Annotated in this window: 3 protein-coding genes and 1 pseudogene; all 4 read right to left on the reverse strand. The window is 60.3% G+C overall.

Annotated features, from left to right (window positions below):
• Positions 1 to 487 precede the first annotated feature (487 nt).
• Positions 488 to 3,501 (reverse strand): annotated as a pseudogene (locus ACYZTM_RS26390) (Ig-like domain-containing protein); the annotation flags it as partial.
• Positions 3,502 to 3,988: 487 nt separating this feature from the next.
• Positions 3,989 to 5,317, reverse strand: a complete 1,329-nt coding sequence (locus tag ACYZTM_RS26395) for a TolC family outer membrane protein (protein WP_461985454.1) — start codon at positions 5,315 to 5,317, stop codon at positions 3,989 to 3,991.
• A gap of 1 nt (position 5,318) precedes the next feature.
• Entirely contained in the window at positions 5,319 to 6,659 is a 1,341-nt protein-coding gene (locus tag ACYZTM_RS26400; RefSeq protein ID WP_461985456.1) for an HlyD family type I secretion periplasmic adaptor subunit, read from the reverse strand.
• Positions 6,660 to 6,665: 6 nt separating this feature from the next.
• Positions 6,666 to 8,402, reverse strand: coding sequence for a type I secretion system permease/ATPase (locus ACYZTM_RS26405; RefSeq protein ID WP_131062385.1), 1,737 nt, complete (start codon positions 8,400 to 8,402; stop codon positions 6,666 to 6,668).
• Positions 8,403 to 8,590 lie beyond the last annotated feature (188 nt).

Below are 8,590 nucleotides of genomic sequence, written 5' to 3' on the forward strand. Positions count from 1 at the left end.
TTTGGGTAAATAAAGCCCGTTTATGGGGGTGTTTCCTCTGAAGTGGGGAGGCATTTTAAGTTGGTTTTAGAGGTGGCTTCCGAGGTGTTGTTCGCTTAAGCGTTTTTACAGGCTTTGGGCCGATAACAGCCGGTTTAGCGAAGTCTTGTAGCAACAGGCTGAGTGGACAGGCGCGTGGGTGCAGGCTCTAGGCGCCGTATGCGGCAACTGTTACAAAACCCGAGTGACAGTGCGAGACTCACCACTTGGACCGAATTGCACAGGAGCAATTTTCGTCCCGGTCATGAACGTTAAACCTGTACTAACTGTTTTAGACACTCTGGACCGAATGATGCTGGTCACTAATGGCTGGAATCGATAGCTGCCGAGTGAAAGGCAGCTATCGACCCATTGAGATTTCCGCTCAAGAACACAACCTGCCACGCTGCGAGCAGCCCTTCAGGCAATTCCTGAGCAGTCCTGCGGCGTTGCGCTCATGTCAGCGACTTACCGGTGCCGAGACGGCCACGGTCACCGTCGCCGGTGTCGACACCGCGCCCTTGGTATCGCTGGCTTGATAGGTAAAGCTGGCGACGAACGACGCGGCGATCGTGGACGGTGGTGTGTAGATCACGCGTAAGCCGTCGGTGCTGGCCGTGCCCTTGCCGGCGCTCGGTTGCGTCAGACCCACCACTTTAAGTGGCACATTACCGTCAGGGTCGGTGTCGTTGGCCAGGACATTGATGGTCAGCGGTTTGCCGTCTCTGCTGGTGGCGCTGTCGGGTTTGGCGACCGGTTTTTTGTTTTCGCCTTCGCCTGTGCGGAAGGTCGGTAGCGCCGCAGAGTTCACATAGGTGACGCCGTCCCAGCCGGGCAGGGGCGTTGGCATCAACTGGAACTGGCCGGGCCTCTCGATGTCCCAGCGCAGCAGCATCGAAGTGTCCTCATGCTGGGTGTTGTGGCAGTGCTCCATGTAGGTGCCGGCGAACTCGCGGAAGCGGATGGCTATTTCCACGTCCACCGAACTGTCGATACCCTCGCCAATGCGATAGACGTCCTTGCGCGCCCATTTTTCCCATTCTGGCGGCGCCTTGCCGTCGCGGTTGAGGACGATGCCTTCTTCGAAATGCACGTGCACCGGGTGGGTCCAGCCGTTGCCGCCGTTCTTGATTTTCCACACCTCGAGGGTGCCGTCGCCGGAGAACCCGGCATCTGTCGGACCGTTGGCCAGTTGCGGGGCGGCGCTGATTCGCCGTGCGTCCATCTGGTAGCCATAGCCACCGTCGGTCTTGATGGTCCAGGGTTCTTCGTCGGTGCCATCGGAGCGACCGAAGATGAACTCGCGATGCCGCGCCAGTTTGAGTTTGGCCTGCACCGTCGGATCGTCACGGTTGAGGGTCAGCGGAATCATGATTTTACCCGCCGCCTTGCCCGGTTTGGCTGGCTCGTACTCGGCAGGGTTCATGCTCACATCCGTGCCGCTGTAAGGCTGAACCACCAATTGCATGAACTTGCCCACCACCGGGTCGCCGTTGTCCCATTCCAGCCCTTTGCTACCCAGCTTGAGCACCGCTTTGTACTTCCCGGACATGACGTCGGCCAGGCTCACCGGTTCTATCTCCGGCCCCCTGCCGCCCTGGTGCACCATCAGGTTGACGAAGTACAGCTTGTCGCCGGTCTTGATCCCGTTTTTCGCGAAGTTGACGATGATGTCGTAACGCTCGGCAATGCCTTGGGTTGGCAGGATAGCGTTGTGGTCCTGCATGTCGCCGTCGCCGTCCAGGTCCATGCTGCCGTCGAACGGCACGGCGTGCTCCATGAGGTTGCCGTCGTTGCCGATCAAGTGGAACGGCACGCGCGCAAAAGACACGCCGGAACCTGCCGGTCCGGGGAATTCGCCGCCGGTGCCGGCGATTTCACGCACCAGCGCGATCCTGAAGTAGCGTGATATCGAGCCGTTGAGTATGCGGAAACGATAGCTGCGAGCGCGCACGTTCAGGCGCGGCTGGTACTGCCAGTTGACCAGGATCTGATCGCCGAGGAAGCCGTCGGTGTTGAACGGGTTGAACCACAGTTGGCCGTTCTTATCCCAGGCCTTGTCGGCCACCATCAGGTTGACGTCATAGTCGCGGTTGCCCCAGGGCAGCGCCGAACCGCTGGGCAGGCGCAGGTTGACGCCGTCCTCGACCGCCTCGTTGCCACGATCCAGGGCGCTGTAATAGTTCATCATCACCGCGTTGCCCTTGTAGACGTTCTGCGCGGTGAAATCGAGCATGTGGTCGTGGAACCAGTGAGTGCTCATGGTTTCGCGCCAGTCGCCGCGGATCTTGATGGTGCCGTTGTTGCAGGTCTTCAGGCCCGGGGTGGCGTCGTTGACGAACAGGGTTTCGCCCGGGGCGCAAGGGAACGCCGCGCGAGGATCTTCAGCCTTGGTGTTGATGGTGTCGTAGCCGGCCAGTTGCATTGGCCAGCGATAGTCGTAGTACTGCCCCGGAAAGAAAAACGCATTGGTATAGCCATCGCTTTCGGCCGGGTTGTGGCCGTTGTGTTCGTGGGTGCTGAGGGTGTGCAGGCCGAAACCCATGTTTGCGGCAGGGTCGATCGGCAGGGCGTTGTAGTGACGCATCAGCACCGGTTGGCCGTAGCGCACCATCAGCAGTTTTGTAGGAAAGGTGCCGTCGAAGGTCCATAACGCTTGGTGGTTCTGAATCGGCATTTTTGGGTGAAGACGGGTGTCGATGCCTTTGGTCGTGCCCGTTGTGGTCGGGACGTCCGAGGTCTGGTAATAGAGCCCGCCAGGCCCGAACTCACCGACGGCGTAGTTGTGCAGTTGTCGGCGGTCGCGCATGCCACTGTTGAGTTTGGCGCCCGCTTGCACGGTTTTGAAGGCGACCTGCGGGTAGAACTCGTTCCAGCGTTGATGGGACCAGCCTTTTCCTGGCGGACGACCTTCGGCCGGCGAACCTACCGGATGGCGGTTGAGGAAGGCTTCAATCTGCGATTTCCAGGGGTTGCGATCCAGCACGTTGGAGTATTGCGACGGAAACGGGTAAAGCCCGGGCTGGCGCATGAAGGCTTCCAGTGCCGAACTTGACGGCCCGCTGCGAGCGATGCTGTCCGGGTCCTGCTGTGGCGCCGGGCCGGCAAGGGGCACAGGGAATGTCAGTGTCGGTGCGGGCAGGGTCGGGTCGAGTTTTTCCGTGCCGAATTCCTCCAATAGCAGCAGTTGCTGGGTGAAGGGTTGCGCCCGAACAACGGGCTGGGTTTGCCGTTGGTGGGGACTTTGAACGAGGTTTGCAGGCTCGGCGGCAGCGCGTTGTCAGCGCGTGGAGTGTTGCGGTCACCGTACGCGCCGTTGGGTAGGGCAATCGCGCCCTGGTTGGTCGACGGCATTGTTTTCAAGGCTTCCAGCGCTGCCGCAGGGTCGGCGGGCGGATTGGTATACGCCGAGGGGTCCGTCGGTGGCGGCTGGCTGACATCGTCGAGCGGCACGGCATTGGCGGTGTTGAGGGTAAGAAGCATCGCACAGGGCAGGCTTGACCAGCGCAGCAAGTCGATGGAGTTGCATGGTGGTTTTGCGCGTTTCATTTTTTCACCCCTCGCGTGATGCCCCGCCGTCTCCATGTTCGGGACGACAGCTAATGCGGGTGCAAGGGGTGCAGCAACAATTAAGCCACTACAGCAGAGCGAAGAAGAAGTTCAACTTCATTGGCTGGTGGCTCCAAGTGTGTCAAGTGATCGAAGAAGAGGGTGGGGGATAATCCTCAAATCCGGTGGAACCCCCGGTTTTGGTGGGTGTAGTTCCCCACTTATGGGAATGGTAGTGGCCTGTTTTCGACAGTGAAAATTCAAGGCCGTCAACAGCTGCGAAGGCCATTTCATCAGCGCCAAAAAGTTGAGAGTAGTTCAGGGGGCGGTGGTGGGCGGCGGGATTTGGTTAATATCAAAGTTACCCAGAGGTGGAACGCCGGTTAGCCATCATTTGGCTCGACCGGCTGACAGGCGAATGTCAGTTGGTGACCAGCAGTTCCGGGCCAAGGTAGTTGTTGATCTGGTCGATATCATCGTCGCCCAGACTGCCTACCGAAGAGGCCAGGCGCAGACGCGACATCAAATAGCGCAACTTGGCCTCGAACAGATCGTGGCGCGCAACGAAGAGCAGCTCTTGGGCATTGAGGACGTCCGAATTGGTGCTCGTGCCGCCTTCCTTGAAACCCTTGCGTGTCGAAGTCAGTGAGCGTTCGTTGGATTCCACGGCCCGCTCCAGCGCATGAATACGTTTGGCGCCACTGTGTATGCCGGCATACTCGCGGGTGGTTCCGGAGATGACTTCTTGTCGCGTGGCGTCGAGCTCGTCCAGGGCCTTGAAACTATTGGCGCTGGCTTGGCGTGTCAGTGCGCTGGTACCGCCACCGTTGTACAGCGGGAAATTGACTTCCAGCCCGATTGAGCCGTAGCGGTTGCGTTGATTGAGCTCGGAGATTGATTGGCTATCGCCCGCGGTGTAGCCGGCAACGAAATCCAGTGTCGGCCAGTGGCCAGCCCTGGCGCGCTTCACTTCTTCTTCAGCGAGGTTGCTGCTATGACGGCGCGCATGGATCAGCGGGCTATCGGTCTGAGCCTTGATCAACCAGTCCTGCAGGTTGCTCGGTTGCAGCGGTGGCGTATCGAAGCTCGGACGCAAGGTGATCAGCGATTCGGGGGTCTCTCCGATGAATTCCTCAAGGCTGCGGCGCGCATTGATCAGGTTGTCCTGAGCTTCGATCAGCTCGGCTTCGGCGAGGTCGCGGCGAGCGACCGACTCGTCGATGTCGGTTATGGTGCCGGCCCCCAGCTCCATGCGCCGTTTCGCCGAGGCGAGTTGCTCATCGAAGGCGCTCAGCTTGGACTTGGCGAGGACGATGGTTTCGCTGGCCAAAAGCACGTCGAAATAACTTTCGGCGAGGCGCACCGCGGCGTCCTGACTCTTGGCATCGAACACCGCGACGCTGTAGTCGGCACGCTGTTTACCTTGGCGGTACTCGGCCATTTTCTGTTTGTTGAACAGCGGCTGGCGCAAGCGCACGTTAGCGCCCTTGGAGTCGTAGTCGAGATCCCTTTCGATGCCGCTCTGGCGCTGGGTGCCATTGACCTTGTTGTCGTAGGCCGAGGCACTGATCTGCGGTAGCAGGCCGGCCTGGCCGATGGCGCGGTTTTCCAGGCCGGCCTCTTTTTCATGTACAGCGGCGCGGTAGACGGGGCCCTGGTACTGCAACAGATCCCAGGCTTGTTTGAGGTCCATGGCACTGGCCGGGAGGGACAACCCCAGCAGGCAGAAGATCAGGCAATGACGGTCCATTTCATTGTTCCTTGAACGAGCTGTCGACACGCTCGAGCATTGGTTTGAGAAGGTAGCTCATCAAGTTGCGCTCGCCGGTCTTGATGGTGACGCTGGCGGGCATACCGGGACGAATGTGATTGCTGCCAAGCAGGCTCATGCCGTCGGGCGTGACTTCTACCTGAGCCAGATAGAACGGTTGCTTGCTTTCCTCGTCGAGCAGGCGGTCGGCGGATATCGTCTTCACGCGGCCAGGGATGTTGGGCGTCTGGGCATGGTTGAAGGCCGGAAAGGCAATGTCCACGGCCAGTCCGGGGACCATCTTGTCGATGGCCTGTACGGGGATCATCGCGTCGACCTGCAGCGGTTCGTTGTCCGGAACGATTTCCATGATCTTGAAGCCGGGCTGAATGATCCCGCCGATGGTCGCGATGCTCAGTGACTGGACCATGCCGTCGATGGGCGAGCGAATCACCGTGTGGGTCACTTCATAGTCCAGCGCACGCAAGCGGTCGGCCAGGGTGGTGTTCTCCTTGGCGGTGTCGGTGAGCTGCGATTCGACTTCCTTCTGGTAATCGTGCTGGCGCTGCAGGATGCGCAGCTTGATTTCGGTGGTCTGGCTCCGTATGCGAGCAATGTTATTGAGGTTTTCGGCCTGGCCTGCGGAGAGGTCGGCATTGCTGCGTTCCAGCTCAAGCAGGCGGTTGCGCGGCACATAGCCTTCGGCTGCCAGCACGCGGGTGCCTTGTAGTTCCTGATTGAGGAAGCTGATCTGCGAGGCGCGGGCGCCATAGACCTGCTGCAGACCCTTGAGCTGCACCGCCGACGCCGCGAGGTTTTCCTGCAGGATGCTGATTTCGCCAGCGAGGCCGGCGCGACGGGTGTCCAGCAGACGTTGTTGCAGATTCATGGCGGCCACCAGGCGGTGGTCATTCCCGAAGCGCTTGAGCAATTCGGGATCGTAGTTCACCACATCGCGGCCGTCACGTTCCGCTTCCAGGCGGTTTTCCACCGTCTTGCTGACGATGTACTGGGCGCTGACCGCACCCTGTTCGGCAACGGCACGCAGCGAGTCGAGACGGACCACCTCCTGGCCTTTTTTCACTGCATCGCCTTCGCGAACAAGAATGGCCTCCACGGTGCCGCCGCTCAGATGCTGTACGGCTTTGCGATTGCTGGTGACTTTTACGGTGCCTGTCGCTACCACGCCCGCATCCAGCGGCGCCAGCCAGGACCACAGGAGGAAGCCGCCGAAGCCGGCGAGCACCAGCCACAGACCCCTGCGCATAGGTTTGCCGACGTCCAGATCCACCACGTTTCTGGGATCGGGACGAATCATCTCGATGTGTTGGTTCATTTGCATGATCGGTCACTCCCGTGCTTTGACGGAGGCCAGTGGAGTCGACGCGCCTGCAGGCATCACATTGGTCTTGCGCAGCGCTGCGAATACTTCGTCACGTGTGCCAAGCATCTGCACGCCGCCGTCGCGCAGCATCAGCACCTTATCGACGGCGCAGAGCACGTTGGGGCGGTGGGAAATCAGAATGACGGTGGCGCCACGGCCCTTGAGTTGGGCCAGCGCATCGACCAGGGCCTTTTCACCGACGTCGTCGAGGTTGGCGTTCGGCTCATCCAGCACAATCAGATTGGGCTCTCCATACAGCGCGCGAGCCAAGGCGATGCGTTGCTTCTGGCCACCGGAAAGCGGGCTGCCATCGGTGCCCAGACGGGTCTCGTAACCCTGCGCAAAACGCAGGATCATCTCGTGCACGCCAGTAGTCCGGGCGGCGCGGATGACCGCGTCGCTGTCCACTTCGCCAAAGCGCGCAATGTTGTCGGCGATGGTGCCCTCGAACAGCTCCACGTCCTGTGGCAGGTAACCGAGCCAGGGGCCAAGTTCGCCCTTGTTCCAGGTGAATATGTCCGCGCCGTCCAGGCGCACCTTGCCGGCCTGCGCCGGCCAGACGCCAACCAGCAGGCGGGCGAGGGTGGATTTGCCCGAGGCGGATGGACCGATGATGCCAAGGCTTTCGCCGGGTGAAAGGTTGAAGCTCACCCCGCGCAGAATCGTGTTGCTGGTGCCGGGGGCGCCGGCATACACATTTTCCACCGCCAGCATGCCAAGCGGCCGCTGCAGCGACATGCTGGGTGGCCGGCGCGGATAGTCTTCAAGCATCTCGTTGAGCCGGCCCCAGGCCGAACGGCAACCGAGCAGTTGCTTCCACGACGCAATGACTTGTTCCACCGGGGCCAGCGCTCGGCCGGTGAGTATCGAGCAAGCAATCATCATCCCGGGGGTGATCTTGCCTTCGATCGCCAGCAGCGCGCCGGCGCCGAGGATCAGCGACTGCAATGTAATACGCACGAAGCGCCCGGTGCTGCTGATCAGGGCGGCACGGTCGGAGGCCAGGGTCTGCATTTCCAGAATGCGCAAATGGCTTTGGTACCAGCGCTTGCCGATCGACGGCAGCATGCCCATGGCCTCGATGACCTCGGCGTTGCGCAGGTTGTTGTTGGCGTAGCAGGCGGAGGAGAGGGCGGCCTGATTGGCTTCGGCCAGCGGCTTCTGCGTCGCCTTTTCGGTGAGATAAGCCAGGAACACCAGAATCAGCGAGCCGATCAGGGTGATCAGTCCGAGCAGCGGGTGGATCAGATAGGCGACCAGCAGGTACATCGGCGTCCAGGGCGCATCGAAAAAAGCGAACAGGGCATTGCCGGTGAGGAACTGACGAACCTGCGCGAGATCTTGCAGGGCCTGGGCCGGATTGCCTCCGGCGCGGCTCAGGTTGCGCTCGAACGCAGCAGTGAAGATGCGTCGGTTGAGGTCCATGTCGAGGCAGTTGCCGACTCGGATCAACACGCGGGTGCGGACCATTTCCAGCGTGGACATCAGCAAGAACAGTCCTATCACCAGTAAGGTCAACATCGTCAATGTCGTGACGTTGCGACTGACCAGGGCCCGGTCATAGACCTGCAACATGTATATGGCTGGCGTCAACATCATGACGTTGATGACACCACTGAACCCCGCCAGCGAATAAAAACTGCGGCGCAGGCGAAAAATCGCGTCGGCCAGTTCGGAGCGGGTGCTCGAGAGCTTGTGCATTTGATAGTCCCTCACCGAAAAACCGGTTGTGCTTGCGGCAAAACAGCAGCAGCAAATGTTGTGGCAAACCATAGATGTAGTTGCGAGCGCGTCTCGTTGGCACAAGCTGTAGCGCTCTTGGAAAATTTCCATAAATTTTTATGTTTACACGCAGCAGCGTAGGTGGCGTTTGTCTCTCTAGCGATACA

The sequence above is a fragment of the Pseudomonas sp. MDT2-39-1 genome, assembly GCF_054898085.1.